The sequence below is a fragment of the Methylococcus mesophilus genome (assembly GCF_026247885.1).
In the GTDB taxonomy this organism is placed as follows: Bacteria; Pseudomonadota; Gammaproteobacteria; order Methylococcales; family Methylococcaceae; genus Methylococcus; species Methylococcus mesophilus.
The window spans coordinates 103,782-129,704 of sequence record NZ_CP110921.1 but is presented as its reverse complement, the minus strand read 5'-3'; the positions used below and the strand labels follow the sequence as shown (position 1 = coordinate 129,704).

Below are 25,923 nucleotides of genomic sequence, written 5' to 3'. Positions count from 1 at the left end.
TTTGCGGAACCTCACGATGCGGCCATCAAAAGCGAGAACCTATTATCTCGGCCTGTGCCTGACCTACCATGATCCGGCCCTGGCGATCGTCGGTCCGGACGGCGGCATCCTGTTCGCCGAAGCCGCCGAGCGCCGGCTCCAGAGCAAGCGGGCCTTGAACGCCCCGCCAGACGACCTGTTCCAAACGCCTGCACTGTTGCACGCGCATTGCGCCGACGCCGACGAATTCGTCATTGCCTGCAACTGGCAGGAGTCGCGCCCTCTGCACGAGCATCTCGCACGCTGGCTGGGATGGCTGTCGCCTGAGGGCATCCTTGCCGATGCAGGCCGCCGGCTCCATGCCTGGCTGGAGCCCCATCAGCTCTATCATATGCAAGCCGCCCAGCACCATGCCTTGAAAAGCCGGCTGCTCAACCTTGCACGAAGCCTGCGCCGCGATTTTCCCGGCGTCCCGGTCCGTATCCGGGGCTACGACCACCACCTCAGCCATGCCGCGCTGGCCTGTTACGGCAGCCCCTTCGAGACCGCGGCCTGCGCCGTGATCGACTCATACGGCGAAACCGGATCGATGGCGTTCTTCGACTACCGCAACGGCCGGCTGCGCCCCGTGGCCAAACTCGAGGGACCGCAGAGTCTGGGATTCTACTATATGAAGCTCACCGAACTCTGCGGATTCGACTGGCTCGGCGGCGAGGAATGGAAAGTCATGGGGCTCGCCTCCTACGGGCGCGCGGACGCGGAAGTGATGGGCTGGCTACGGGACATGATGCAGGTGGACGGCCTGCGCCTGAAGACCGGCCACGATGTGTTTTTCGACCGGCTGCAACGGCTCGAATCCCGCCGGCGGCATCCGGAGCAAGCGCCGGAAGCCGCTGCCGACCTCGCCCATACAGGCCAGCTTTTTTTCGCCGAAACCGTCAATCGGCTGCTCGCCAACTTCCACGCTCGCGGATTTTCCGAACACCTCGCGCTGGCCGGCGGCTGCGCGCTGAACTCGGTATGCAACGGCCAGATTCCGGGCGGGACGCCGTTCCGGGCGCTGTACGTGCCGCCGGCGCCGGCCGACGACGGCACCGCGCTGGGGGCGGCATGGCTCGCCTTCCGGGAAGATCACCCCGGGCAATCCTTCGAACCGGGCGGTCTCTCCCCTTATCTCGGCAGCGAAATCGCGGCCCCGGACATCGAACGCTTCGCCCGCTACGCCGGCTTGCCGGTTCGGCACCTCCCCGGAGATGCCCTCATCGGCAGCGCGGCCGAACTGCTGACCCAAGGCAAGGTCCTGGGCTGGCTTCAGGGCAAGGCCGAATTCGGCCCCCGCTCGCTCGGCAACCGCTCCATCCTGGCCGATCCCCGCCATGCCGAAACCGGCGAGCGCATCAACCGCGAGGTAAAGTTCCGCGAACGCTTCCGGCCCTATGCTCCCGCCATCCTGCACGAACACGGCCCCGACTGGTTCGAGGCCTATCAGGAATCCCGGTACATGGAGCGTACCCTGCGGTTCCGGCCGGAGGCACGGAAGCGGGTGCCGGCGGTGGTGCATGTGGACGGTACCGGCCGGTTGCAGACCGTCAAACAGAGTTGGAATCCGCGCTTTCATGCCCTTCTGGAAGCATTCCACCGGCTGAGTGGGGTGCCGGTATTGCTCAACACCAGTTTCAACGTCATGGGGAAGCCCATGGTGCACAGCATGGAAGACGCCTTCGGTGTATTCCTGGGATCGGGCCTGGACGCCCTGGTCGCCGGCGATTATCTCTTCACCAAACCGGAGACACTGCCATGACCGGGCTGCGCGGCCTGTGCCGGGCGCTGCTGCACGGTCCCGCCGATGCCGAGACGCTTCGGGGGGCATCGGAATTCTTCGAGTCGACGCTCGCTAAGGCCGTGCAGGCCGGCACGCTCCCGAGCTTCGGGAATCCCTGGTCGCCACCGGTCCGGCCCAATCCAAAAGAAGAAGCCGGACGGCGCATCGTGCTTCTCGCCCTGGCGCCGACGCTTTTGCTGGATGGAATCTGGCTGGCCCGCGCCGCGCGGCCGGCCACGGCGCACCGCCTCGCCGAATGCCAGCTGTTCGAACTGTATTGCCGCAGCGTCGGCCTCGACGAGCCCGCCACCTCGGCTCCCTTGAAGTTCCGGGCAAAGCTCACCCTCGCCGGCGCGACTCTGCCTGCCCTGGACGATCCCACCTTCTTTCACGCTCCCAACATTCCCGATTTCGCCTGGGCGCTGCCGGCCGTCCAGCTTTGCCTGTTCCATCGCCCGCGCAGCTACTTCCCGGAACTGCTGGGTTGGACTCTGGCCCACAGCCTGCGGGAACCGGATTGGTGGGATGACGGCGATGCAGCCGAAACCGGCCACTGCCGCGCGTTGGCCCGCACCGCGCTGGAGGCTTGCACGGATCGCGACGAAGGTCGCGTCCAGGCCGGCTGGTCCCTTTACTGCCTGTCGTTCACCGAACTGCTCCAGGAAGCCGCCGGCCAATTGGCCCGCCGACTCCAGGCCAGAGAAGCGATGGCCAGTATCGTCCAGGCCAAACGCGCCCATGCCCTCGGCCATCACGGCAGGGTCTTGCTCGCCGGACGCAGCCTCGATGAATGGCTGGCGCAGGCCGGTCCGGAACCGCTGCTCGACGCGCTGCGCGATTCGCCCTACGTGGACCGAACCTGCGCGGAAGAAAGCCGGCTGATCCGCGCCATGGACTTCGGCGGACCGATGTTCGGCGTGTTCGATGCCGCCGAGCGGCGGGTTTGGCTGGACTGGATCGAAGATGAGCGCCGGAGCGTCGGCATTGCGGCGACCGGCTCGGCCTTCATTCCACGGCCGAATCTCGTGAACCGACGGCCAAAGTCCGGCCCTCGCTCGAAGCGTGCGTTATACACCGCCCTGCTGGACGCCGAGTCGACGTCAGATATCCCCGGACAAGCCACCGAGGCCATAGAACGGACTCTCCGCCTGACCCGCTTTTTCATGCAACTGCAACGAGGTGACCGCCGTTTTTTCCCCTACGATGAGACGGCTTTCCACGCCCGCATCGAAGCCATATACCGGCACGAAATCGAGCGTTACCGCCCGCTCGCCGTGCCGCCTCGGATCGGCAAGGATTTCTGCCGATGGGTCATCCTCCAGCTCGCGCCCACCATCCTGGTCGACGGCTGCTGGCTGGCCGGCATCGCCACGGCTGCCGAAAACCTGGATACCATCAACCGCCATCTGCTGAAAATCTACGCCGACGAACTGGGCAACGGCCGACCCAAACGCAACCATCCCAACGTCTACCGCCGCCTGCTCGACGACCTCGGCATCGGGCTGCCGCCGTTCGCGAGCGAAGCCTTTGCCAATGACCCGCGCTTCCTGGATGCCGCCTTCGACCTACCCGTCTACCTCCTCGCCATCGGCCAGGACCCCCGCCGCTATTTCCCAGAACTGCTCGGTCTCAATCTCGCCATCGAACTCAGCGGACTCGGCGCCGGCTACATGCGGCTGATCGACCTGCTGCGCGACCATGGGATCGACCCCGCCATCATCCAGTTGCACCTCAGCATCGACAATCTCGCCTCCGGGCATGCCGCCCGGGCAAGGGATGCCGTCATGATTTACATGGACGAAATGGAACGGAAGGGCGGCGCGGAGGTTTCACACCAGGTATGGAGGAGAATCTGGACCGGCTATCTCTCGCTCTACACCGCCGGGCTGAGCCTGGCCTGGCGGCTTCGCTCCCAGCTACGAAGCCGGCGAGGTTGAAAACAGGCTTCGGCAACGCTCTGCCGAAGGGGGGCTCAGACATCCACCCCACGCTCCACTTCCCCCTGCCGCCGCAACTGCCGCTTCAATATCTTGCCGGCGGCGTTCCTGGGCAGTTGCTCGAGCGCTACGACATGGCGGGGGATCTCGTGCCGCCCCAGATAGGGTTTGCACCACGCGCGGATTTCCGCCTCGGTGGCGAGGGTTTCCAATACGACATAGGCCACGACCCGCTCGCCGTGCAACGGGTCCGGATCGCCGACCACGGCCACCTCGCGGATCGCCGGATGCCGGCACAATACGTCTTCGATCACCCTTGGATAGACGTTCATGCCGTTGACGATGATGAGGTCCTTCTTGCGGTCGACGATGCTGAAATAGCCGTCCTCGTCGACATGCCCCAGGTCACCGGTGAGGAACCAGCCGTCGCGAAAGCTTTCTTCAGTGGCTTCGGGCTGCTTCCAGTAGCCTTTGAAGACATTGGCGCCGCGCACGGCGATTTCACCCATCTCGCCGACCGGCAGTTCGGCGCCTTGCTCGTCGACGATCTTCATCTCCACACCCGGCACCGGCAAGCCAACCGTGCCGCATTTGACGGGGCCGCCCACGGGGTTGACGCAGGTGACAGGCGAGCATTCGGTGGGACCGTCGCCTTCGTGAATGGCTAAGCCAAAACGCGCCTGAAACTGCTGCATGACGGTGGGCGGCAAGGCCGCGCCGCCGGACACGCACAGGCGGATGGTTCCGAACCGAGCGACTCGATCGTCACGCAGCCGGCACAGCAAGGCATACATGCTGGGCACGCCGAGAAACAGGGTGGCCCCGTGCCGGCCAATGGTGTCGGCGACCGTGTCCGGCTCGAATTTCGCCAGCGGCGCCAGGGCACAGCCGTGGAGGAGCGGCGTGAGCATGCCGACGGTGGCCGCGAAGGCATGGAACATCGGCAGCACCACCAACACCCGGTCCTCGCCGGGACGCCAGTCCAGGGCCTCCCGCACGCTCGCGGTATTCGCCAGCAGATTGCCGTGGGTCAACATCGCGCCCTTGGGATGACCGGTCGTGCCGGAGGTGTAGAGAATCGCGGCCAAGTCTTCCAGAGCGTCGAATTCGACGGACGGGGGCGCGCAGGCATCTTCCAGCAAGGCCCGCCAAACCTCTCCGTCCGAACCGTCGCAGCCGATGCCGGCGCGGACCTTCAGGCCGGGAAGCCGATCCAGCACGGCGGAGGCATTTGCCGAGACGTGGCCGTGATAGATCAGCCCGCTGACCCCGGCGTCGGCAAGGTTGTAATGCACCTCTTCGGCACTGAGCAGCAGGTTGACGGGCACGACGACGGCGCCGGTCTTGAGGATACCGACGTAGGCAAGGGCAAATTCCGCGGAATTGATGCAGTAGAGACCGATGCGCTCCCCCTTGGTGACACCACGGGCGGCAAGCCCCGCGGCGATGGCGTCGGAGGAGCGGTCGAACTCGGCGAACCCGATGGGCCGGTCGTCCGCCAAAACGGCGGGAAGGGACGAAAAGCGGGCTGCGGCCTGCCGGAGCGCAGCCGGGAGTGATGCTTGCATTCTTGGAAACTTAAAAACGTTTCATGGCGGCGGCCGCGGCAAACCCGGCCACACCCCTCTCATCCGGGGAAAAGGGTTATGCCTTGAGCATCAGTTGATGACGTTGTGGCCGCGTCCGCGCATGCAGTTGATGAACGCGCGCTTGTACTGCTCGTCGCCGGAGACTCCCTGCTGGGTAGCGCCGCCGATGCCGCCGGCCGCTGCACCGATGGCCGCGCCTGTCCCAGGGCTTCCCACCGCCGCACCGATCGCCGCACCGGCCGCCGCACCCACCAGACCGCCCACTGCGCCGCCCTTCAGGGCTTCCGTACCCGCGCTGCCGGCTTCATTGGCCATCATCCGGCATTCCTCCTCATCGAGGGAAATGCGGGCCGCGTTGGGATCCTTGTAGGTGTCGTAGGTCGGCTTCCAGCCGGTATAGGTGGCGCAGCCCGAAACGGCCACGGCGGAGATCAGCAGTACCGATATATTCTTCAGCATGTTCATAAACTCCTCGCTCGAAAATTCCATCCTTACAGCCGGGCGCCGGGGTCCCGTGCTGGAAGACGGAGCCACTATATCAAAACAGAGTTCCCGCCGAACACTCGGCCGATTCGGGAATATCCGGCGCTTCTGTTATGATCACGGTATCCGATGAACGCAACGACCGCCTGAACCCCTCCGCCGATCGGCGTGCGGTCCCCTCTCATCTGGCGTTTTCACTTCTATACTTCCCATCCTGATGCAATCGACTGAAATTTCTTTTTCCTTTTCCGATCTGGCCATCTCGGCTCCCATTCTCCAGGCGATCCGCGAAATCGGCTACGAGACCCCCTCGCCCATCCAGGCGGCGAGCATTCCCCATCTCCTCGCCGGCCACGATCTGCTGGGCCAGGCCCAGACCGGCACCGGCAAGACCGCCGCTTTCGCCCTGCCGATCCTGAACGGCATCGATCTCGAGCGCCGCGAACCCCAGGCCCTGGTGCTGGCGCCGACCCGCGAGCTGGCGCTGCAAGTCGCCGAAGCCTTCCAGAGCTACGCCCGCCATCTGCCCGATTTCCACATCCTGCCGATCTACGGCGGCCAGTCGATGGACGCCCAGTTGCGCCATCTGCGCCGCGGCGTCCACGTCATCGTCGGCACGCCAGGCCGGGTGATGGACCATCTGCGCCGCAAGAGCCTCAGCCTGGACAGCCTGCGCACCCTGGTGCTGGACGAGGCAGACGAGATGCTGCGGATGGGCTTCATCGAAGACGTCGAGTGGATCCTGGAGCACACCCCGCCCCAGCGCCAGATCGCCCTGTTCTCGGCCACCATGCCGGAGGTGATCCGCAAGGTCGCCAAACGTCATCTGCGCCACCCCAAGGAAGCCAAGATCGAGGCCAAGACCGCGACCGTCGAGGCGATTACCCAGCGCTACTGGCTGGGCTCGGGCGCGCACAAGCTCGACGCGCTGACCCGCATCCTCGAAGTCGAGGACTTCGACGCCATGATCATCTTCGTCCGCACCAAGGTGCTGACGGAAGAACTGGCGGAAAAACTGGAGGCCCGCGGCTATTCCGCCTCCGCCCTGAACGGCGACATGAGCCAGGCGCTGCGTGAAAAGGCGGTCGACCGCTTGAAGAAAAACACCCTCGACATCCTGGTCGCCACCGACGTCGCCGCCCGCGGCCTGGACGTCGAACGCATCAGCCATGTGGTGAACTACGACATCCCCTACGACACCGAGGCCTACGTCCACCGCATTGGCCGCACCGGCCGCGCCGGGCGTAAAGGCCAGGCTATCCTGTTCGTCGCCCCGCGCGAAAAGCGCATGCTGAGCGCAATCGAAAAAGCCACCCGCCAGCGCATCGCCGAGATGCGCCTGCCCAGCCATCAGGACATCGCCGAACGCCGGGTCGAGCAGTTCAAGGCCCAGGTCATGGCGACGCTGGAAGAGGAGAACCTAGACTTCTTCCGGCCGCTGGTCCAGCAACTCGGAAGGGAACAGGGTATTTCGCCCACCGATATCGCTGCGGCTCTCACCTTCCTGGTCCAGAAGGACCGTCCGCTGGTTCCGGACGAGAAGCCCGCACCGGCCGAATACACCCCGTCCGGCCGCGAACCGCAGAAGAAATTCCGCGATAGCGAACCGCGGGACAAGAAACCCAAGCGCAAGGAGCGCGAAGACGGTGGCGTGCTCTACCGCATCGACGTGGGCCGCAACGACGGGGCCGCGCCCAAGGACATCGTGGGCGCCATCGCCAACGAAGCGGATATTCCCGGCAGCGCCATCGGCCACATCAAGCTGTACGACGACTTCAGCACGGTCAGCCTGCCGGCCGACATGCCTAAAAAGTCGCTGAAACGGCTGGAGAAAGTGTGGATCGTCGGCAAGCCGATCAACATCCGGCTCTGGACCGGCGACGCGCCTGCCGCACCGGTTTTCGACAAGCCGAAGAAGAAGAAGAAGGGTTATCCGAAGAAGAACGGCTGACCATCCCCTCTCCCAGAGGGAAAGGGAATGTCTTTCCTTCTCCCTCTGGGACAAATCCGCCAGGAGCGGTTTTGGTCGAGCGGAGCCCGCCCGAAGGGCTTCGGGCAGGACTGCCCGAAAACAAAAGGTGGCCTTTAGGGCCGCGTGAGGGAAACGGGCTTCGTCAATTCCCGGCCGGTTCCCCGCCCAGCGTCGCCATATCGATCACGAAGCGGTATTTCACGTTGCTCTTGAGCAGGCGTTCGAAGGCCTCGTTGATTCGCTGGATCGGTATCACCTCGATGTCGCAGACGATGCCGTGTTCGCCGCAAAAGTCCAGCATCTCCTGGGTTTCCCGGATGCCGCCGATCAGCGAGCCCGCCAACTGGCGGCGCCCGCCGATCAGGCTGAAAGGCATGACCGGCAGGCCTTCAGGAGGCACGCCGACGAGGGTCAGCGTGCCGTCACGCTTCAGCAGGTTTAGATAGGCGTTGATGTCGTGCGGCGCCGATACGGTGTCGAGGATGAAATCGAAACGGTTGGCCTGGCGCGCCATCGCCTCCGCATCCCTCGACACTACGATCTCGCCCGCGCCCAAGCGCCGCGCATCCTCCGCCTTGCCCGGCGAAGTCGTGAACAGGACCACTTCGGCACCGAAGGCATGGGCGAATTTCAAAGCCATATGCCCCAGGCCCCCCAGGCCGATGATCCCGACCCGCTGCCCCGGCCCCACCTTCCAGTGCCGCAAGGGCGAATAGGTGGTAATGCCGGCGCACAGCAAAGGCGCGGCGGCGGCCGGATCCAGCTTCTCCGGCACCCGCAGGACGAAAGCCTCGTCGACCACGATGCGGTCGGCGTAGCCGCCGTAAGTCATGCCGCCACTATGGCGGTCCGGGCTGTTGTAGGTGAACACCGGACCGTGCTCGCAATGCTGTTCCAGGCCGTCCGCACAGCTCGGGCAGGTCCGGCAGGAATCCACCATGCAGCCGACCGCGACCATGTCGCCCGGCTTGAACTTCGTCACGCCGCTGCCGACCTGCGCCACCTTGCCCACGATCTCGTGCCCCGGCACGCAAGGGTAAGTGGTCGCATTCCATTCGTTGCGCGCCTGGTGCAGGTCCGAATGGCAGACACCGCAGTACAGGATTTCAATGCGAACATCCTGCGGCAGCGGCTCGCGGCGCTGTAAGGCGAACGGCGCCAAAGGCGAACTGGCACTGTGGGCGGCAAAAGCTTTAGCGGTGTACATGCGGATATCCTCCATAGATACAGTTATTTCAGGCGGGGCAGCACTGGGAAGGGCGGCCATGTGGCTCTTGCTCGGATGACCATTAGAGCAGAAAATAAGGCCATATTTGACCATGTTATGACTTTGCCTATGAAAACCGCCAGCATCGCCGATGCCAAATCGCATTTATCCGCTCTGCTCGCAGACATCGAAGCGGGTGAAGAGGTGGTCATCACCCGGCGGGGAAAACCCGTAGCCCGTCTGGTCGCGGAACCCTGTGCCGAAGGTTTCGGCTGGTCGGATTTGCGCGCCTGGGTCGCCCAGGGGGCTGCGCCTCAAGGCCTGACGGTCGCTGAAATGCGCGAACAGGATAGGCTGTGATTTATCTCGATACCTCCCTGCTAGGAGCGATCTTCTTCCGGGAGGCGAATGCCGCCGAACTGCTGACCTGGCTCGAACGGCTGCGCCAACGCAAGCTGATGGTTTCAGCCTGGACCCTGACCGAAATGGCCAGCGTCGGTGGTATCAAAGCGCGTACCGGGGCCATCGATGCGGCCACCCGCCAGCAAGCGCTGGCGAATTTTCAGCGGTTCGTTTCGGCCGAACTCGGTGTGGTGGAAATCGAGCCGGCGGATTTCCGTACTGCGGCAGTGTTCATCGACGGCCCGCTGGTTCTGCGGGCGGGCGACGCCTTGCATCTCGCCGTGGCCCGGCGCTTGAGCGCCGAGATGTTCAGCCTCGATCAGCGGCTGAATGCGGCGGCGGAAGCGTTAGGTATCGGCCTTATCGCGATGTAAGACAGGGTTCGCCCCTCCTCGGTTTTCCTGCCGCCCGACTGCGAATTTCCTCCAATCCTTTCATGTCATGACCCTCAACAATTGTTCGAATCTTGCGGTCAGGGTCTCCTTGTCTAGGCGTCGCCGACCGCATCAATGTTTTGGAAACGGCGCTCGGCGAGGACGATAGCGGCTGGAAGATCTGCCGAATCGAAGCCAAGCATGACCCGCCACACCACCCCTTGGCTCATGGGTATCGCCCTGCTGATACTCTCGGTTGTCGCCGTCGTTTTCCTAAGCCTCCCGGAAGCCTCCATCCCCGAATTCCAAGCCGTCAAAGCCGAATGGATTCCGTCGGAAGCCTATCTTGTGGATCGCAACGGCGAGGTCATCCACGAACAGCGGGTGGATTTTTCCGCCCGGCGCAAACCCTGGATGTTATTAACTACGTTTTCTCCGGCCTTGCTGAAAGCCATCGTCGCCGCCGAAGATCGGCGCTTTTATCGCCACGGCGGCGTAGACTGGCAGGCCATGGCCGCAGCGGCATGGGGCACGTTCGGCGGCCACAAGCGCGGGGCCAGCACGATCACCATGCAGCTGGCGGCGCTGCTCGATCCGCAGCTCGCCATGCACGGCGGGGGCCGCTCCATCCGGCAGAAGCTCGGGCAGATCGCCGCGGCGTTGAAGCTGGAACGCCGTTGGACCAAGGACGATATCTTGGAAGCCTACCTCAACCGGGTGCGATTCCGGGGCGAACTGGAAGGCGTGCCGGCGACGGCCTTAGGGCTGTTCGGCAAGCAGGCCTCGGGCTTGGACGAGGCCGAGTCGGCGCTGCTCGCCGCGATCCTGCCGTCCCCCAACGCCGGCCCGGCGCGAATCTCCCGCCGCGCCTGCGCCATCGCGAAAACTGCCGCCTTCCCGCTTGACTGCGGCGATCTTGAGCGCCGTGCGGAGATGGCGCTGACCCATGCCAATCGTCCGCCACCTTCGATCGCGCTCGCTCCTCATCTCGCCCGCCAGTTGCTGAAAAAGCGCGGGGAAAGCGTGCGGACCACGCTCAGCGCGGCGGTCCAGCGCCGCGCCATCCAAGCCCTGGAACAGCAGCTCCAGGGCTTGAAAGCGCGCAACGTCCGCGACGGAGCGGCCTTGGTGGTCGACAACCGCAGCGGGGAGGTGCTCGCCTACGTCGGCTCGGCGGGAGCGACCAGCCGAGCCGGTCAGGTCGACGGCGTCCGCGCCCGGCGCCAGGCCGGCTCCACCCTCAAGCCCTTCCTTTATGCGCTGGCCCTGGAGAAGCGCTACCTCACCGCCGCCTCCATCCTGGACGACTCGCCGCTCAACCTGGAGACCCGCACCGGTCTCTATGTGCCGCAGAACTATGATCGCAACTTCAAAGGCCGGGTCAGCGTCCGCACCGCCCTGGCCGCCTCGCTCAACATTCCGGCCATCCGCACGCTCATGATGGTGGGGCTGGAACCCTTCCACGAACGGCTCTGGAACGTGGGCTACAAGGGCCTGACCGAGGACGGCGAGTATTACGGCTACTCGCTAGCCCTGGGTTCGGCCGAAGTCAGCCTGGGGGAGCAGGTGAACGCCTTCCGGACCCTCGCCAACGGAGGCCGCCAGACGCCTCTTCATATTCTGCCCGGCGACGCGTCCGGGGAATCCCGCCCACTGATCGATCCGCGCTCGGCCTATATCGTGGGCAGCATCCTCAGCGACCGCTCCAGCCGCGCCCTCAGCTTCGGCCTGGACAACCCGCTCACCACCCGCTACTGGACCGCGGTCAAGACCGGCACCAGCAAGAACATGCGCGACAACTGGTGCATCGGCTACAGCGCGCGCTACACCGTAGGCGTCTGGGTCGGCAACTTCGAAGGCGATGCCATGCAGGACGTCTCCGGCGTCACCGGCGCGGCCCCGGCCTGGCTCGAAATCATGAACAGCCTGCATGCAGACCTCCCCAGCCAGCCGCCGTCGCCGCCGGACGGGGTAGTCGGCCGGCGCATCCATTACGCCGACGGCCTGGAACCGGAACGCCAGGAGTGGTTCATCGCCGGCACCGAAACCGCGGAACTGGCAATCCCCGATCCCATGACGCAGCCGCCCCGGATCGAATCGCCCGCCGACGGAATGATCGTCGCTCTCGATCCCGACATCCCCCTCCGCAACCAGAAACTGGTCTTCCGCGCCCGGCCGGCCCGGTCTGGCACATCATTCTTGCTCGACGACAGACCGATGGGCGGTGCGGAAAATCCGGTCAAATGGCTGCCGGAACCGGGCAGCCATGTGCTGAAACTCAAGGACAACCGCGGGAGGATCGTGGATACGGTGAAGTTTCAGGTGCGGGGTGTGCGTTGACGTCCGGAGACTGCAAACCTATCGGCCTGGCGGAAATGCCTGGAACGCCTTTTCCACCGCCTCCCTGATTTCCGTCCTTTGGGTGTCCGGGTTGTAGCCGAAGTCGCCGTCGTCTTCGATGCTGGCATGCCAGACCACGCGCTGGGTCTTGCCGTCCACCACCACCAAGTCCAGCTTGGCCTTTTCGTAGGACGAACCGTAAGGATCGACGCTGGGCGGCAAAGCCCGTCCGCTTGGCTCTTTTGGCGGAGGCACGGCGTGCATGCCGGGATAGAACAGGCCGACCGCGCCCCACTCGCTGCTGGATTTGTGACGGCGGTCGATCTTCCATTCGCCGAAGGACCAGCCGACTTGGAAATCTGCACCGGCCTCGCGCCTGGTGTAGCCTTTGGCCGCCAGCAGCGGATCGAGAATGCCCCTCATCAGTGCGTCGAGTTGCAGCCGTTCGGCAGCCGCCTTGTCGGGGCCGGGCATGACGGCATAGCTCCAAGTCTTGGCCTGGGCGAAGTCGTAATCCTTGTCGAACCCGCTCTTCAAGGCCGGTCCGGCGCACGCGGCCAGGAGCAGGGCCGTCCCTATCGCAACTATTCGTTTCATGGCCACCTCCCCCTCCTCAGTCTTCCCGCTCCAGCACTGCGCCGTTGCTGCCGGCAACTTCCGAATAGAATCCCGCGCTGGCTTTAGGATGACGCCGCTGGGTCAACGGATCGACCTGCACCAGGCCGAAACGCTTGGCATAGCCGTAGGCCCATTCGAAATTGTCGAGCAGCGACCAGGCGAAATAGCCTCGGACATCCACGCCTTCGGCGATGGCCTCGTGCAGCGCGCGCAGATGGCTTCGGTAATAGGCGATGCGGCGCGGGTCGTCGATCCGGCCGTCTGCCGGAGGCGGATCGGCGAAGGCGGCGCCGTTTTCGGTGATGTAGAGCGGGATGTCGCCGTAGCGGGCCTTGACCCAGAGCAGGATGTCTTTCAGGCCTTGGGGGTAAACCTCCCAACCCATCTCGGTGTGCTCCGCGCCGCGCTGGGGTATGGCCGAAACCTTGAGCGGCCCGCCCAGCGGGTCGTGCTTCACCACCGCACGGGTGTAATAGTTGATGCCTAGATAATCGATGGGTTCTTGGATCAGGCGCAGGTCTTCGCTCTCGAACCGGGGCCAATGCGGCCCGAAGACTTCCGCCAGTTCTTCCGGATAGGCGCCGCGCAGCACGGGGTCGAGATACTGGCGGTTCATGTAGGCATGGGCGCGCTCGGTCGCTGCGCGGTCGTCCCGGCTGCCGGTCGCGGCGTACTTGGGCTCGAGGTTGACCACCAGGCCGATCCGGCCCTGGCCGTCGGCCCTGAAGGCCTGAACGCCCAAGGCATGGGCGCGCAGCAAATTATGCGAGACCCAGGGCGCTTCCTTCGGCGAGACATGGCCCGGTGGGTGCACGCCCGACATGTGGCCCGCGTCCATGATGACCCAGGGTTCGTTCAGCGTCGCCCAGAAATCGATCTTGTCGCCCAGGGCGCGGATGACGGCATGGGCATAGTCGGCGAACCAGCCCGCGCTGTCGCGGTTCGCCCAGCCGCCGGCATCCTCGAGCGCCGCCGGCAGATCCCAGTGGTAGAGCGTGGCCATCGGCTGTATGCCATGGGCCAGCAGCGTGTCGACCAGGGACTGGTAATGGGCGAGTCCGCCCGGATTGAGCCTGCCCCGCCCTTCCGGGAACACCCGGCTCCAGGCGATCGAGAAGCGGTAGGCCGAGAGCCCCAGTTCCTTCATCAGCGCGATGTCCTCCCGGAAACGCCGGTAGTGGTCGCAGGCGAGGTCGCCGGTGTCGCCGTTCAATATCCGGCCCGGCTGGCGGCAGAAGCGGTGCCAGTTGCTGGGCCCCGCGCCATCGGCCAGGGGCGAGCCTTCGACCTGGTAGGCCGAGGTGGCCGCGCCCCACAGAAAATTCTCGGGAAACTCGTATCTGCTCATGCAACGTCCTGTCTGTCGAAAACTTCGAATTATCGCCGCTTGCCCAGGTAGGCCCGCAAGCCGGGCGCCACCGGCGGCCGCGCCGCCACTTGCCGCGGGTCGACCGGCCCGCCGTCGGTGGTCAGATGCACCACCCCCTGCACCGTTCCCACCGCCACCGGCACGCCGTCCCGCAGCACCAGCCGCTTGCCGCTGTTGGCAGCGATGCGCTCGCCGGGCAGCACGGTGCCGGCCAGGTTGAGCGGATCGGCGCCGTCGACGGAGACGACCAGCCCGTCGGGCGGCTGGCTGCGCAGCTTGCGCAGCGACTCGACCGCCTCCGGCAAGGCGAACTGCTCGCCGTAGCGGCCGGCGACGAAACGCCCGCCGCGGATTTCGCCCCGCGCCTCCAGCCGCCGGTACACCCGGACCAGCTCCAGCCAAGCCGGCATCGCCGGTTCGCGCTCCAGCAGGCTGCGGAACACCACGCCGTAGCGCTTCAGCAGCACCCGGGCGGCATGCTCGGTGCGGTCCGCCTGATTCTCGCCCGGGTCGGACGGCACCAGGCTCCAGCGCCCGGCCTCCTCGATCCCCGTCACGCCGCGGTAGCGCCGCTTGCGTTGCTCCGGCATCAGCAGGGCGCGCAAGCCCATGAAGCTGTCCGAAGTGACCCGGCCTTTCGCAGCCAGTTCCGACAGGGCTTCCTCGGCTTGCGTCTTGAGCAAGCCGGTCGAAGCCACCAGTTCGTCGAAGAACTGCGCACCGCGCCGTTCCAGGCTCTCGGCCACGCGGACCGCGGTGCCCGACACTTCCGGAGACGCAGCGGGCAGCCACTGGGTGTTGTGGGAACGCGGCAACAGGACCAAGGGCGCGACCCGCAGCGCCCCGCCACCGGAACCTTCGCGGGGCAGACGCCGCCATAGGATACGGCCGGAGACGCAGAGCGCGTCCAGCCAGGCCGGATTGTAATCCTCGACCCGCAAGGGCAGCAGCTCCCGTTCCCAGGCCGCGGCGGTGGCCTGGAAGCCTTCGAGCCGATCCAGGACCAGGGCGAGGCCGTCCTTGCCGCGGGCCTTCGCCGCCGGATGCACATGCTGCCAGTGCAAGAGAAACCGCACGAAATCGGCCGTCGTGACCGGCTCGATCGATTGCCGCAGCCGCCCGAGAGTGTAGCGATGGATGCGCGCCAGGATGCCGCGCTCGCACCATTCGGTTTCGCTGCCGCCGGGGGTGAAATGGCCGCGCAGCACCGTGCCTTCGTTTTCCAGCGCGTAAAGGGCCGCCTCGACCGTCGCCGCGGCCAGCCCGGTCTGGGCGACGAGCCGCGCCACCGTCGCCGGCCCGGTCACGCCGAGGCGGGCGCGCAGAATCTCGACCAGGGCCGGCTCGGGCTCCCAGAATTCGGCGTTCAGGGCCGGCGGCAATCTCAGCGAAGGTTCGGTCGCGGTGCCGGGATAGACGGCCCGGAACTGCGGCCAGCGTTCGGCGGCGAGCCACAGCCCCGCACCGCCGCAAGGCAGACGGGCGGCGCGGCCGGAGCCCGCGAGTTCCGCCAGGAAGCGCATCCAGCCCTTTTGGGCGGCCTCCTGCACGGTGACGTAGCCGGAGACGCTCAGCGCGTCGTGCACCGCTTCCGCCGAACCGCCTTGCGGCTCGATCTCCTCGAGCACGCGGGCGATCGCCGCCGCATCGAGCCGGCCCAGGTCGTCGGCGGCACTGGGCTCCAGCCAGCGGCGCATGGATACCGCGCGGGTCCGCCGTTCTTCCAGCGGCGCGCCGTCGAGGAAGGTGTAGACCTTGGAATTGACGATCTCGGCGGCCAGCGGCGAAGGCTCGGTCAGGTCACGGCATTCGACCCGGATCGTCCCCTCGCGGATGCCCCGGATCACCTCGATCAGCCGCTCCAGGTCCATGGCCTCGGTCAGGCAATCGTGCACGGTCTGGTTGACCAGGGGATGGTCGGGAACCTCGCGGTCGCCGACGATGTTTTCGAAACAGGCAAGCTGGTCGGGGAACACGCAGGTCACCAGGTCTTCCGCCTGCATCCGCAGCAGATAGGGCGGGGTCTTGCCGCCGCCCTGGAAGCGTTTGAGCGCCAGGGCGCAGACCGCGTTCCAGCGCCAGCGCACCTTGAACATGGGCGCATCGAGCATCGCCTGGACCAGGATGGTCCTCACCGTGTCGACGCTCAGGAACCGCTTGACCTCTTCCAAGGCGAAACTCTGCGCCACGCCGAGCGACAGGATCAGCGCGTTCTCGGTCGCCGCCGCCTGGAGTTCGAAGTTGAAGGTGCGGCAGAAGCGCTTGCGCAGCGCCAGCCCCCAGGCGCGGTTGACCCGGCTGCCGAAGGGGGCGTGGATGATGAACTGCATGCCGCCGGATTCGTCGAAGAAGCGCTCGAACACCACCGTGTCGAAGGTCGGCAGCACGCCCAGCACCGCCTTGGCGGCGGCCAGATAGTTGACCGCCTGTTCCACCGGCCCCGGCGCCAGCGCCAGTTCGGCGGACAGTCCCGCGGCGACTCTTTCCGGCGCCGCTTGCTCCAGGCTGTCCTCTATCCGCGTCCGCAGGCGCGACACCGCCAGCGACAGCTCGTACGAGCGTCCCGGCGCCTCGCCCAGCCAGAATGGAATGCTGGGCGGGATGCCGGCGGCGTCCTCCACCCTGAGCGCCCCGCCCTCCAGCCGCAACACCCGCCAACTGGTGTTACCGAGCTGGAACACGTCGCCCGACATGCTTTCGATGGCGAAGTCCTCGTCCACGCTGCCGACGACTTCCCCGCTCGGCTCGACGATCACCCGGTACTCGGCATTGTCGGGGATCGCGCCGCCGCAGGTGACCGCCGTCAGCAGCGCGCCATTGCGGGGCCGCAGCCGGCCGTGGATGCGGTCGCGGTGCAAATAGGCGCCGCGGATGCCGCGGCGGGTACTGTAGCCGTCGGCCAGCATGGCGAGCAGCGCGCCGAAGGCTTCGCGTTCGAGCTCGCGGTAGGGATAGGCGCCGCGCACGGCGGCGTAGAGTTCGTCCTCGCCCCATTCCTCGCAGGCCACCATGGCGACGATCTGCTGGGCCAGCACGTCCAGCGGCTGGGCCGGGATCGGAATGCGGTCGAGTTCGCCTTGCCGCAGCGCATCGACCAGCGCGACGCAGTCGACCAGATCGTCGCGGCTGGTCGGAAATAACCTGCCTTTCGGCAGGCCGCCGGCATAATGCCCGGAACGCCCGACGCGCTGCAGGAAAGCGGCGATGGTCCCGGTCGCGCCGAACTGGCACACCAGATCGATGTCGCCGATGTCGATGCCCAGCTCCAGCGAAGCCGTTGCCACCAGGGCCTTCAGCTCGCCGGCCTTGAGCCGGGTTTCCGCCTCCAGCCGCTGCTCCTTGGACAGGCTGCCGTGATGCGAGGTGACGCTGTCTTCGCCGACCCGTTCGGCCAGCGCCCGCGCCAGCCGCTCGGCCATGCGGCGGGTGTTCACGAACACCAGGGTGGTGCGGTGCTGGCGGACCAGTTCGGCCATGCGGTCGTAGACCTGCCCGGCGGCCTCGTTCGACAGCACGGCCTCCAGCGGGAAATCCGGCAGCTCGATCCCTAAGTCCAGCCGCCGCCGGTGGCCTTCGTCCACGATGATGCACTCGCCGCGCCCGCCGGTGAGGAAACGCGCGACCTCCTCGACCGGACGCTGGGTAGCGGACAAGCCGATCCGCCGCAGGCCCCGCCCGGTGAGCCTTTCCAGCCGCTCCAGCGACAGCGCCAGGTGCGAGCCGCGCTTGCTGCCCAGCACGGCGTGGATTTCGTCGACGATCACTGTCCGCACAGAACCCAGCATCCGCCGCCCGCTGGCGCTGGTCAGCAGGATGTAGATGGATTCCGGCGTAGTCACCAGGATATGCGGCGGCTGGCGCTTCATCGCGGCGCGCTCGGTGGCCGGCGTGTCGCCGGTGCGGACCTGGGAGCGGATCGCCAGAGCGGTCCGGCCTGCTTCGAACAGCATCCGCTGTATGCCTTCCAGAGGCAGCTGCAGGTTCTTGTGGATGTCGTTGCTCAGCGCCTTGAGCGGCGAGATATAAAGGATACGGGTCTCGTCCGGCAGGCCAAACACCTCCCCCTCCCGAACCAGTTCGTCGATGGCGGCCAGAAATGCCGCCAGGGTCTTGCCCGAACCGGTGGGCGCCGCCACCAGCACGTCGCGCCCGGCCTGCACGGCTGCCCAGGCGCGGAGCTGAGCCGGTGTCGGCGTACCGATGGCGGTTTCGAACCATGCGCCGACGATGGGGTGGAAGCCTTCCATGCTCATGCCGAAATGCTCATGACCATGCACCAATAGATACCAGCACCGTCACTGTATGCACCATAACAAATCATGCCGATTGCGCCCCACAGTTGGACGTATGGCGCCAAAACAAGGCAATAGCAGACTCCGCCGTAGTGGCCCGCATATTGCTTCAGTCGCGCTACTCAATGAAAAACCGCTATTTAGGGAAAACAATGACAAAAAGTGCAGACGTACTCTTCGTACTGCTCGGTGCCATCATGGTGCTGGCCATGCATGCAGGCTTCGCCTTCCTCGAAGTCGGCACGGTACGGCGCAAGAACCAAGTGAACGCACTGGTCAAGATAATCAGCGACTTCGCGATGTCCACCATCGCCTATTTCTTCATCGGCTATTATCTCGCCTATGGCGTCCATTTTTTCGACGATGCGCAAACGCTCACGGTGGACAACGGCTACGGTCTGGTCAAGTTCTTTTTCCTCCTGACCTTCGCCGCCGCCATCCCGGCCATCGTTTCCGGCGGCATCGCCGAACGCTCGAAGTTCAATCCCCAGCTCGCCGCCACCTTCCTGCTGGTCGGCTTCGTCTATCCGCTGTTCGAAGGCATTGCCTGGAATTCCAACCTCGGCTTCCAGGGCTGGCTGCAAACGCGCTTCGGCGCACAGTTCCATGACTTTGCCGGGTCCGTGGTGGTCCATGCCGTCGGCGGCTGGATCGGCCTGGCCGCAGTGCTACTGCTGGGACCGCGGCGCGGACGCTACCACCGCGACGGCATGATCGCCGCCCACCCGCCATCCAGCATTCCCTTCCTCGCGCTCGGCGCCTGGATCCTCACCGTCGGCTGGTTCGGCTTCAACGTCATGTCCGCGCAGAACCTCAACGGCATCAGCGGTCTGGTCGCCGTCAACTCGCTCATGGCGATGGTCGGCGGCACCCTTGCCGCGCTGCTCGCCGGCCGCAACGATCCCGGCTTCGTGCACAACGGCCCGCTGGCCGGCCTGGTCGCCGTCTGCGCCGGCTCCGACCTGATGCACCCGGCCGGCGCCCTGGTCGTCGGCGCGGTCGCCGGCTTCCTGTTCGTCTATTTGTTCACCCTGACCCAGAACCGCTGGAAAATCGACGACGTGCTCGGCGTCTGGCCCTTGCACGGCCTCTGCGGCGCCTGGGGCGGTATTGCCGCCGGCATCTTCGGCCAGAGCGCGCTGGGGGGGATCGGCGGCATCAGCTTCATGGCGCAGGTATTGGGGACGGGACTGGGGATTGCAATCGCCCTGACCGGCGGCTTCGCCGTTTACGGCAGCTTGAAAATGCTGATCGGCCTGCGGCTGACTCCGGAGGAGGAATTCGAAGGTGCCGACCTGACACTGCACCAGATTTCCGCGAGCCCGGAGAAGGAAGCCGGCTGGTAACGCCTGCGCTGCCTCGATGGAAAAGGCCGTAGCCAAGGCACCCTGACGGTGCGCCGGTCCATAGCCGATCCAATGGACTGAACACCTAAAGCGTTCCGGCCGCACACGCACAGATTATATCCAGGACACCAATGACTATCGGTTCAACCATCCCCTTGACCCAGTCGATATCCTCCGGGCACCCAGCACAACACTCAAGGGCAAATTGCCCTCTGTATGGGTTGGTCCTTGCGGCGGAGCCGATCAGAGTGATTCCGCAAATCTCTTGAGTTTGCCTAATGCCACCTCCCACTCCCTCCCAATCCTCTCGAGCGTTCGCTTCGCTTCCTCGATCTGCCCCAGTTCCAGTTGCCAGAGCCGTTCCCGTCCCGACTTCACGTTGCGCACTACGCCCGCGTCGGCCAGCACATGAAGATGTTTTGTCACACCCTGCCGGCTGATTTCTGTGTTCGCTGTGAGCTGTGCGATCGATAAAGCACCGCCCGCACAGAGCACGGCTACGAGCTTCAGGCGCGTTGGGTCGCCCAGCGCCGCAAATACGTTCGCGAGAGTTTCGCTCGATTGGACTATCGCGGGCAGGCCGGCGTCGGGTTTGCCCATGCCATTTGCCTTGACCTTAAGCGCTGGCATGGCGCACGACGTTGTTCAACTGGGCTTCCCAGCCACGGCTGTTCATGCGGAACGCTTCCAGCCGGCGGTGCGGCGGCACCCGGTCGAAGCCTGATTCCACTATCGTCAGCAGCGTACTGTTGCCGGGCATGTCCTTCAGCGTGAACGTCACGAGCGTCGGCTGTTCCTCGGTGTAGTCCACGGCTGGGTCGACGGCGTACGGATGCCAGCGGTAGGAGAGCAAATCCTGGGGTTCGATGCGCTCAATGACGACATCGAACCAGGCATGCTCGTGCCCGCAAACGGTGATCTGGCCGCGTACGCGCTGGCCCGGGGCAAAGGTCTGTCCCTTCAGGTTGGCACCGAACCAAGTGCCAAATTCTTCCGCGTTCGAGAGCGCCCGCCACACGCGTTCTCGCGGGGCTCTGATGACGACACTGCGTTCGATGCGGTCGGTGGTGTTTGAGGTCGTACTCATGTTCGGTTCACTCCTTATTTTCAGGTTTCAGTTCACGCATTCAGCCTCGAGTTCATGAGGCGTGCCGCGGCCGGTCTCGACGAACTGTTGCAGGCTGTTCAAGTAATGGCGCCAGCCATTGCTGCACAGGTCGTAGCACTGGAAAGCGGGTACGAGGCCGACGTGCTCGAAGTCCAGGCGTGTTCGCTCTTCCCCGTCCGGCGTCAGGCGAAAGACCAGATGCGTACCCACCCATTCGTCCTTTTGCGCGAGTTGGTCGACGGCGATATGCGCACCCGTGCAGCACCAGCGCACTTCGTGGCCAGGCTCCAGCCGCTCGATGCACATGTTCTTGTAGCTATGTCCGAAGCGGACTCGGAGAATTCCGCCCACTTCGGTCGCGACGTCGCAATTTTGCGTCCACCAGCCGCGCAGGCCCTTGGGCGTGGTGAGCGCTGCATAAACTGCGGCGGGGTCAGCCTCGAGGACGAGGCCCTGTCGATAATGGCTCATGGGACGTCTCCTTTATGCAACCCAATTGTTGCGGTTAGCAGTATGGATTCAGTCGCTGCATAAAGCAACCAAATAGTTGCATTTACTGTCTGACCCGGTCAGCGCGAGGCGGGAAAATAGGAAACGTATCGCCTGCCGAGGCCGAAGCGGTTTATTTGCCGATTAGCCGCGAGGCGTGACCTTGTTCAGCGGGGATACGACCCACTTGCGCGGGGTGAATTCCCACCACCGGTCGGTGCAGCCAATCTCGCCATCCGGCTCGGCGGCTTCGAGATCGAGGCGGACATCGCCTGTCATCTGAAGCCTGCGGTCCGACTCGAAATCGACGAAAACAAGACCCGCTCGCGGATTGAGCGCGAAATTTCCCAGCGTGCTGAACATGGCGTTGCCGGCATAGTCGGGGATACGTAGTACGCCGTCCTTGAATTTGACGAAACCAGGCCTGCCGCCGCGGTGCGAAACATCGGCCGGCCCGTCTGGATGGGCGCTGGCTACGAAGAACGTGTCCGCGCCGCGAATCCATTCGATCAGATCGTCGCTCAGGGTCTCCCCCTCCCGGATCACCAGCGCCGGAGGATCGGACACCCGCCCGCCATGCTGGCTGCTCCGGATGTATTTCGGACACTGGGGATAGGCCTGATCGATTGCGAGGACGATCTCCACTTCCTCGCACCGCTCGACCCTGCCGTTGACGCGCAGCCTCCGCCGCGTCGCGAAGTCGATCAGCAATACGCTTAGGTGATCACCCTCCCGCATCGCAGCCATGGGGGACATTCGGGCCGGGGTGCCGGCATCGTCGCCTGGTCGCAGATACAAAGTTTGCCGGTTCTGGTCGGTACGGGCGAAACCTGGCGGGCCCGCGAGTAAACTCGCCCACAGTTCGCCGCCAGGCGAGGCCCAACCGAGCGCACAGTAATGCTGCTGAACTACAAATGACGCCGCGGCCGCTGGAATCCGATCGGATATCAAGCGCCCGTTTCTGAGAGCGGTGTCGCGTTCGCCTGTCCGCTCTTGGATCGCACGTTCGCCGCGGTGGAAAGGATCGTGCATTTCGGCCTCCGTGATATGCCTGGGGCGCCGCCCTGAAGGGCGGCGCAAACGGATGACTTCAGAACATGAGCAGGCGATAGCCCTCGTCGAGATAGCGGGACAGGTCGATGATACCAGCGATGCCGGCGATGTTCCTTTCCCGTAACAGGGGCAGACCCGTCGCTTCGGCGCCGGCGGTCGCGCCGAAGACGTCGGCACAGCCGCCGCAGACGCCGACGACGACGTCCTTGACGGCTTCGTAGAGGCCATGGGCGGGGTGGCCGGGCTTGGCGATCTCACTGACCCAACGCGTGCCGGTGCCTTGGAAGATCAGGGCAACCTCCTGGCCTTTCTCCTTCAGCTCGTAGGCGACGAACAATGCGTTGAAGAGGCGTCCCAGTGCTTCCTCGGAGCCGGACTGCGGATCGGACAGAATGACGATGGCGGTCTTGGACATGGTGTTTCTCCTCATCTTGGGTGTCATTCGGCTTTTTTACCGAACGATCGGTATATTATGCGATGCAACGGCCTTTGTCCAGAACAAATTAACCGTTCGTTCGGTAATATGCTAAGGTAATGCTTTGCAGGGAGAAATGTCGTGGCGCGACCCGCTAAGATCGAGGATTCGGCTCTGCTCGAAAGGCTGAGCGATGTCTTTCGCGAAGTCGGCTATGAGGCCGCTTCGCTTGCCGTGCTGTCGGAAGCCTCAGGGCTCAAGAAGGCGAGCCTCTACCACCGTTTCCCCGGCGGCAAGGAACAGATGGCGCATGAGGTGATGGCTCGTGCGGAAGCGTGGCTGAGCGAGCATATCCTCGCGCCGCTCAAGTCGGGGGGAGCACCGGAAGTGCGGATCCGGGCCATGATCAGAAGTGTCGATGCATTCTATTCCGGCGGCAGACAGGCTTGTCTGCTGAACATGCTGTCGTCGCCCCGCGCCGACCAGGGTCCGTTCGCGAACCTGATCAAGAACGCATTCGAGGCCTGGATCGAAGCGCTTTCCGCCGTCCTCACCGATGCCGGCTTCGATGAGGATACGGCCCGTTTCCGGGCCGAACGCGCCATAGCGCTCTTGCAGGGCAGCCTGGTGGTCTCCCGCGGGATGGGTACGACCCGTCCGTTCCAGAACTGCCTTGCCAACTTGGAGCGAGAATTACTGACCTCTCACAGGACCGGTGGCGCCGCCTAGGGACCCGCCTGAATCGGGTATATCCAGGGATATTTACTCTCCTCGGAGTGCGCCCTCACGTGGAAGGCGCGCTGCCGCCTTCCGCCGCCGGATTTTTCCGCAAACGGATGCCGAGTTCGTGCAACTGGGCGTCGTTGACCTGGGCCGGGGCGTCGATCAGCGGGCACCAGGCCGACTGGGTCTTGGGGAAGGCCATGACTTCGCGGATGGAAGAAGCCCCGGACATCAGCATGACCAGGCGGTCCATGCCGAAGGCCAGGCCGCCGTGGGGCGGACAGCCGTAGCGCAGGGCATTGAGCAGAAAGCCGAACTTCTGCTGCGCTTCCTCGTCGCCGATGCCCAGCAGCCCGAATACGGTCTGCTGCATCTCGGTACGGTGGATACGCACAGAGCCGCCGCCGATCTCGGTGCCGTTGAGCACCATGTCGTAGGCGCAGGACAGGGCCTGGCCGGGGTTCTGCTTGAGATCTTCCTCGGAGCAGTTGGGGGCGGTGAAGGGATGATGCAAAGCCATCCAGCGGTTGGATTTCTCGTCCCACTCGAACATGGGGAAATCGGTGACCCACAGCGGCCGCCAGCCCGGCTCGACCAAGCCGCGGTCCTGACCCAGCTTCACCCGCAACGCGCCCACGGATTCGTTGACGATGCGCGCCTTATCGGCGCCGAAGAAGATCAGGTCGCCGGTCTGCGCTTCGGTACGCTCCAGAATGCCGCGAATCGTGGCTTCCGGCATGAACTTGAGGATCGGCGACTGCAGGCCCTCCAGCCCGGCGCCGAGGTCGTTCACCTTGACATAGGCCAGGCCCTTGGCGCCATAGATGCCGACGAAGCGGGTCAGGTCGTCGATGTCCTTGCGCGAGATGTCGCCGCCGCCCGGCACCTTGAGCGCCACCACCCGGCCTTCCGGATCGGCGGCGGGCCCGGCGAACACCTTGAATTCTACCCCGGCCATGAGATCGGCGATGTCCACCAGCTCCAGCGGAATGCGCAAATCCGGCTTGTCGGAGGCGAAGCGCCGCATGGCTTCGGCATAGGTCATGCGCGGGAACGGCTCCGGCAGTTCCTCGTTCAGGGTCTCCCGGAACAGATCGCGGATCATGGCCTCCATGAGAGACATGATCTGGTCCTCGCTCATGAACGAGGTCTCGATATCGAGCTGGGTGAATTCCGGCTGGCGGTCGGCGCGCAGGTCCTCGTCGCGGAAGCAGCGCACGACCTGGTAATAGCGGTCCATGCCTGAGATCATCAGCAGCTGTTTGTACAGCTGCGGCGACTGCGGCAGGGCGAAGAACGAATGCGGATGGGTGCGGCTGGGCACGAGATAGTCGCGCGCGCCTTCCGGCGTCGCCTTGGTGAGGAACGGCGTCTCGATCTCGTAGAAGCCATGATGATCCAGGAAATTGCGCAGGAAGCGGGTGATGTCCCGGCGCATCCGCATGCGCTGCTGCATCACCGGCCGGCGCAGGTCGATGTAGCGGTAGCGCAGCCGCATCTCCTCGTTCACCTCAATGTCGCTTTCGATGGGGAACGGCGGGGTTTCCGAACGATTGAGGATTTCCAGCGAGCCGGCCAGCACTTCGACCTTGCCGCTCTTGAGGTTGGGATTCTCCGTCCCCTCGGGCCGGCTGCGGACCTTACCCACCACGCGGATGACGTACTCGCTGCGGACCGTCTCGGCGAGCTTGAAGGATTCCTGGTAGTCCGGATCGAACACGACCTGGACCAGCCCTTCCCGGTCCCTGAGATCGACGAAAATCACCCCGCCGTGATCGCGGCGGCGGTGCACCCATCCGCACAATTCGACTTCCTCGCCCAGAAGGCCCTCATTCACTTCCCCGCAACGGTGACTGCGCATATTCAAACTCTGTTGATCGACTTCAAAAACTTCGGATGTTACGCGTTGGCTTTGAGCCAACGCAAGCCGGCTTAAGCCTCCTTGGCTGCCGGCTTGCTGGACGCAGCGGCGCTATCCGCCGGCTTGCTTTCCGACTTCGGCTTGGAATCGCCGGCCAAGTTCTTCTTTTTGTCCTTGCTGCCCTTGAAATCGGTTTCGTACCACCCGCCGCCCTTGAGCCGAAAACCGGCGGCGGAGACCTGCTTGGCCAGGTCCGGCCGGCCGCAGGCCGGGCAATCGGTCAACGGCGCATCGCTGATCTTCTGCATGGCTTCGAGACTGTGGCCGCAGGATTTGCACTGATATTCGTAAATCGGCATCGAAAAACTCCTCAGTTTGTTGAAGGACCAAAGGCGCATATATGAACGCCTGAATTCTTTATCAAGGCCGGCCGGGCGCAATTTCCGTATCCAGGGCCGGTCCGATTACCGCCGCACCGCACCGGTGCTATGATTCGCCCGGCCTCTTCCCTCACCGCAGTCCTCTCCCGAAGGGAGAGGGAAAA

At 64.8% G+C, this 25,923-nt stretch carries 21 protein-coding genes; 8 read left to right on the top strand and 13 right to left on the bottom strand.

Annotated features, from left to right (window positions below):
* The first annotated feature begins 16 nt into the window (after positions 1-16).
* Together OOT43_RS00690 and OOT43_RS00685 are read left to right on the top strand one after the other, a co-directional pair.
* Complete coding sequence (locus OOT43_RS00690; RefSeq protein WP_266022723.1) at positions 17-1,780, top strand: carbamoyltransferase family protein; 1,764 nt, start codon at positions 17-19, stop codon at positions 1,778-1,780.
* The gene (locus OOT43_RS00685) at positions 1,777-3,738 is read left to right on the top strand and encodes an iron-containing redox enzyme family protein (RefSeq protein WP_266022722.1); all 1,962 of its coding nucleotides are present in this window, start codon (positions 1,777-1,779) and stop codon (positions 3,736-3,738) included. Before OOT43_RS00690 ends, OOT43_RS00685 begins: the two co-directional genes overlap by 4 nt.
* A 35-nt stretch (positions 3,739-3,773) precedes the next feature.
* On the opposite strand, the gene OOT43_RS00680 is transcribed toward OOT43_RS00685, so the two are convergent.
* Together OOT43_RS00680 and OOT43_RS00675 are read right to left on the bottom strand one after the other, a co-directional pair.
* Positions 3,774-5,306: a long-chain-fatty-acid--CoA ligase gene (locus OOT43_RS00680; RefSeq protein WP_266022720.1), complete on the bottom strand. Its 1,533-nt coding sequence runs from the start codon at positions 5,304-5,306 to the stop codon at positions 3,774-3,776.
* Between the two features lie 90 nt (positions 5,307-5,396).
* Entirely contained in the window at positions 5,397-5,786 is a 390-nt protein-coding gene (locus tag OOT43_RS00675; protein ID WP_317134027.1) for a glycine zipper family protein, read from the bottom strand.
* A gap of 241 nt (positions 5,787-6,027) precedes the next feature.
* On the opposite strand from OOT43_RS00675, the gene OOT43_RS00670 reads away from it, so the two are divergent.
* The gene (locus OOT43_RS00670) at positions 6,028-7,761 is read left to right on the top strand and encodes a DEAD/DEAH box helicase (protein ID WP_266022718.1); all 1,734 of its coding nucleotides are present in this window, start codon (positions 6,028-6,030) and stop codon (positions 7,759-7,761) included.
* A 163-nt stretch (positions 7,762-7,924) separates the two neighbouring features.
* On the opposite strand, the gene OOT43_RS00665 is transcribed toward OOT43_RS00670, so the two are convergent.
* Positions 7,925-8,989: an NAD(P)-dependent alcohol dehydrogenase gene (locus tag OOT43_RS00665; protein WP_266022717.1), complete on the bottom strand. Its 1,065-nt coding sequence runs from the start codon at positions 8,987-8,989 to the stop codon at positions 7,925-7,927.
* Between the two features lie 129 nt (positions 8,990-9,118).
* Here OOT43_RS00665 and OOT43_RS00660 point away from each other — a divergent pair, with 129 nt between their 5' ends.
* The 3 genes from OOT43_RS00660 (at position 9,119) to pbpC (ending at position 12,105) form a co-directional block, all read left to right on the top strand.
* Positions 9,119-9,349 (top strand): type II toxin-antitoxin system Phd/YefM family antitoxin, encoded by a 231-nt coding sequence (locus OOT43_RS00660; protein ID WP_266022716.1) that lies wholly within the window; start codon positions 9,119-9,121, stop codon positions 9,347-9,349.
* Positions 9,346-9,765: a type II toxin-antitoxin system VapC family toxin gene (locus OOT43_RS00655; protein ID WP_266022714.1), complete on the top strand. Its 420-nt coding sequence runs from the start codon at positions 9,346-9,348 to the stop codon at positions 9,763-9,765. Before OOT43_RS00660 ends, OOT43_RS00655 begins: the two co-directional genes overlap by 4 nt.
* Before the next feature lie 201 nt (positions 9,766-9,966).
* On the top strand, positions 9,967-12,105 hold the full coding sequence (pbpC, locus tag OOT43_RS00650; protein ID WP_266022712.1) for a penicillin-binding protein 1C: 2,139 nt from the start codon (positions 9,967-9,969) through the stop codon (positions 12,103-12,105).
* Positions 12,106-12,123: 18 nt separating this feature from the next.
* Here the strand turns inward: pbpC and OOT43_RS00645 are convergent, their stop codons facing one another.
* From OOT43_RS00645 to OOT43_RS00635, 3 genes are read right to left on the bottom strand one after another with little or no spacing between them, the layout of a single operon-like run.
* Positions 12,124-12,702 carry a DUF4136 domain-containing protein gene (locus tag OOT43_RS00645; RefSeq protein WP_266022711.1) on the bottom strand — a complete coding sequence of 193 codons (579 nt, stop codon included), beginning with the start codon at positions 12,700-12,702 and terminating at the stop codon, positions 12,124-12,126.
* Between the two features lie 16 nt (positions 12,703-12,718).
* The gene (locus OOT43_RS00640; protein ID WP_266022710.1) at positions 12,719-14,071 is read right to left on the bottom strand and encodes a GH1 family beta-glucosidase; all 1,353 of its coding nucleotides are present in this window, start codon (positions 14,069-14,071) and stop codon (positions 12,719-12,721) included.
* A 29-nt stretch (positions 14,072-14,100) separates the two neighbouring features.
* The gene (locus OOT43_RS00635) at positions 14,101-18,345 is read right to left on the bottom strand and encodes a DEAD/DEAH box helicase (RefSeq protein WP_266022709.1); all 4,245 of its coding nucleotides are present in this window, start codon (positions 18,343-18,345) and stop codon (positions 14,101-14,103) included.
* A gap of 191 nt (positions 18,346-18,536) precedes the next feature.
* Here OOT43_RS00635 and OOT43_RS00630 point away from each other — a divergent pair, with 191 nt between their 5' ends.
* A complete protein-coding gene (locus tag OOT43_RS00630) occupies positions 18,537-19,730 on the top strand; it encodes an ammonium transporter (RefSeq protein WP_266022708.1) in 1,194 nt (397 codons plus the stop codon).
* A 243-nt stretch (positions 19,731-19,973) separates the two neighbouring features.
* On the opposite strand, the gene OOT43_RS00625 is transcribed toward OOT43_RS00630, so the two are convergent.
* The 5 genes from OOT43_RS00625 to OOT43_RS00605 all read right to left on the bottom strand — a co-directional run bounded on the left by OOT43_RS00625 (position 19,974) and on the right by OOT43_RS00605 (position 22,795).
* Positions 19,974-20,330: an ArsR/SmtB family transcription factor gene (locus tag OOT43_RS00625; RefSeq protein WP_266022707.1), complete on the bottom strand. Its 357-nt coding sequence runs from the start codon at positions 20,328-20,330 to the stop codon at positions 19,974-19,976.
* A gap of 16 nt (positions 20,331-20,346) precedes the next feature.
* A complete protein-coding gene (locus tag OOT43_RS00620; RefSeq protein WP_266022706.1) occupies positions 20,347-20,817 on the bottom strand; it encodes an SRPBCC family protein in 471 nt (156 codons plus the stop codon).
* A 27-nt stretch (positions 20,818-20,844) separates the two neighbouring features.
* Positions 20,845-21,309, bottom strand: a complete 465-nt coding sequence (locus tag OOT43_RS00615; protein ID WP_266022705.1) for an SRPBCC family protein — start codon at positions 21,307-21,309, stop codon at positions 20,845-20,847.
* A 162-nt stretch (positions 21,310-21,471) separates the two neighbouring features.
* Positions 21,472-22,074: a pyridoxamine 5'-phosphate oxidase family protein gene (locus OOT43_RS00610; protein ID WP_449406827.1), complete on the bottom strand. Its 603-nt coding sequence runs from the start codon at positions 22,072-22,074 to the stop codon at positions 21,472-21,474.
* 343 nt (positions 22,075-22,417) lie between these two features.
* Positions 22,418-22,795 carry a DsrE family protein gene (locus OOT43_RS00605; protein ID WP_266022703.1) on the bottom strand — a complete coding sequence of 126 codons (378 nt, stop codon included), beginning with the start codon at positions 22,793-22,795 and terminating at the stop codon, positions 22,418-22,420.
* A gap of 141 nt (positions 22,796-22,936) precedes the next feature.
* On the opposite strand from OOT43_RS00605, the gene OOT43_RS00600 reads away from it, so the two are divergent.
* Entirely contained in the window at positions 22,937-23,524 is a 588-nt protein-coding gene (locus tag OOT43_RS00600) for a TetR/AcrR family transcriptional regulator (RefSeq protein ID WP_266022702.1), read from the top strand.
* A 55-nt stretch (positions 23,525-23,579) separates the two neighbouring features.
* On the opposite strand, the gene aspS is transcribed toward OOT43_RS00600, so the two are convergent.
* The gene (gene aspS / locus OOT43_RS00595) at positions 23,580-25,379 is read right to left on the bottom strand and encodes an aspartate--tRNA ligase (RefSeq protein WP_266022701.1); all 1,800 of its coding nucleotides are present in this window, start codon (positions 25,377-25,379) and stop codon (positions 23,580-23,582) included.
* A gap of 71 nt (positions 25,380-25,450) precedes the next feature.
* Positions 25,451-25,738: an FmdB family zinc ribbon protein gene (locus tag OOT43_RS00590; RefSeq protein ID WP_266022700.1), complete on the bottom strand. Its 288-nt coding sequence runs from the start codon at positions 25,736-25,738 to the stop codon at positions 25,451-25,453.
* Positions 25,739-25,923: the final 185 nt, after the last annotated feature.